Below are 1,182 nucleotides of genomic sequence, written 5' to 3'. Positions count from 1 at the left end.
ATCGAAATGCGCGAGAGTTGCGGCCGGATCCGCTCGCCTACGAATTGCGGCATGTTCTGGAACACCGAGGCGCCGACGCCGGCGACGGTCAGCAGCACCATCAGGCTCAGGACGGCGCGGCCAACCTCGAGGAGGACGATCTTGTAGAGCGCGATGACGTCGGTCTCGGTGTCCATCGGCCAGGCTTCCGGCTTCTCCAGGAACATCGACAGGAACATGCCGAGATCGATGATCGCATCCTTGGCGTAGAAGACGGTGAACACCAGGATGGCAACGAACGAGGCAAGGAGCGCTGTCTCCCGCGAATGGGGCAGTTTGCCCTGTTCGATGGTGTCGCGGATCTTCTTTTCCGTCGCCTCTTCGGTTTTCGAATCCTTGTCGACCGCGTCAGCCATGGCGCGGCCTTAGGCGGCGTCTTGGGTCGAGGGCAGTTCGAAGGCGCCTTCGCGCGACAGGCGGATCGTCGTCGTAACGATCGTCTTGCGGGCCGCCGTGATGTCGGCGAGAGGGACCCCGTCCGAGCCCTGTCCGAGTTCGGCTTCGATCATGCGCCGCGAGCGGGCGCCGATGGCCGACAGCACCGATTCTGCGAGTGCGGCCGAAGTGCCGCGCAGGGCCAGCGTGACCAACTCCGTCGACAGCCCGTCGAACAGCAGCACCCGGGCTTTCTGGGTGAGCAACGGCAAGTCGTCGAAAGCAAACAGGCGGGCCCTCACACCGTCGAGATCAGGCGTGCCGGCTGCTTCCAGATCCTGCATGACCTCCTCGAGCAGCGGCTTGTCGAGTTCGTTGAGAACGCTGGCGACACGCGCCTGCCCGGCCGAGGTGTCCTTGGTCGAGGTTTCCGCCAGCACGCTGGTGCGCAGCCGGTTTTCGACGATCCTGGCGGCAGCGTCGGGAACATTGGCCATCGTCACCATGCGCTTGATGATTTCTCCACGCATCGGCTTGGTCAGTGTCAGCAGCACGTTGGCCGCCACCTGCGGCGCCAGCTTCGACAACACCATGGCCGCCGTCTGCGGATGCTCACCGGCCAGGAAGGCACCAAGCCGCGCCGGTTCGAGCTTTTCGAGTTCGGGCCAGATCGGCGGCGGGCCTTCCGGTGCGACCTCGAATTTCTTGTCGCCCATGATCGCGCTCATCTCTTCGGGCGAGAGCGATTCGTTGAGGATGGTGTCCATC

At 64.1% G+C, this 1,182-nt stretch carries 2 protein-coding genes; both read right to left on the bottom strand.

The window, feature by feature from the left end; translation table 11 throughout:
* On the bottom strand, positions 1-395 hold a 395-nt coding region (locus EN749_RS36055), incomplete at its 3' end, for an EscU/YscU/HrcU family type III secretion system export apparatus switch protein (protein WP_189367987.1).
* 9 nt (positions 396-404) lie between these two features.
* Positions 405-1,182 (bottom strand): FliG C-terminal domain-containing protein (locus EN749_RS36050; protein WP_128364984.1); only part of this gene is annotated, 778 nt, incomplete at its 5' end.

The sequence above is a fragment of the Mesorhizobium sp. M7A.F.Ca.ET.027.02.1.1 genome, assembly GCF_004022985.1.
Lineage (GTDB): Bacteria > Pseudomonadota > Alphaproteobacteria > Rhizobiales > Rhizobiaceae > Mesorhizobium.
The sequence above is the reverse complement of the archived record's forward strand: the minus strand, read 5'-3'. Positions and strand labels throughout refer to the sequence as shown.